General features: G+C 47.6%; 1 protein-coding gene and 1 pseudogene. Both read right to left on the reverse strand.

Going from position 1 to position 775, the window contains the following annotated elements:
* A partial coding sequence (locus tag A3750_RS15185) for an SDR family NAD(P)-dependent oxidoreductase (protein ID WP_156498621.1) occupies nt 1–456 on the reverse strand: 456 nt, incomplete at its 3' end.
* A gap of 49 nt (nt 457–505) precedes the next feature.
* Nucleotides 506–775, reverse strand: a pseudogene (locus A3750_RS15190) (MaoC/PaaZ C-terminal domain-containing protein); the annotation flags it as partial.

A 775-nucleotide genomic window follows, 5' to 3' on the forward strand; every position in this document is an offset into this window, starting at 1 on the left:
TGATGTGGTCATGACGATACGCCCATAGTTCTGATCCCGCATGATCTGCCACACGGCTTTGGTACAGTTAACGCTGCCCATAAGGTGAACATCCACTACCAGTTGGAAATCTGCCAAATCCATTTTTGCGAAGGTTTTGTCGCGCAAAATGCCTGCGTTGTTGATCAGCACGTCAACACGGCCCCATTTTTCCATGGTTTGATTAACCATATCTTCCACTTCAGCGTAGTTTGCTACGTTTGCACCGTGTGCAAATGCCTCACCGCCTGCTTCTTTAATGATTTGTACAACTTCGTCTGCGGCTGCAGAAGATGCGCCGCTACCATCGCGTGCGCCACCAAGATCATTTACAACAACTTTCGCGCCACGCGCTGCGAGCTCCAGTGCGTGTGAACGACCAAGACCATTACCCGCGCCCGTTACGATGGCGACTTGTCCAGTGAAATTAATTGTCATTTTCTAAACCTTCATCTTTTCGTGTTGATGGAATATGTATTCCATGTCTTTACTTCACTAATTGCATGGTCAGCCAATCTGCAAGCAGTGCTGGTTTTTCGGAACCTTCAATCTCCACCTTAATATGGGTAAGAAATTGGAACTGGCCGGGGCGCTTCTCCGTGATGGATTTAAGCGTTGCCACGGCACGTATTCGGCTGTTTACTTTGACCGGGCTGATAAAACGAATTTTATCAAAGCCAAAGTTAATGCCCATGTATGTTCCCTCGATCATGGTACCGAAGGATTCCGCAAAGTGGGATAACATCGACAAGCTCAA

The sequence above is a fragment of the Oleiphilus sp. HI0079 genome, from assembly GCF_001635105.1.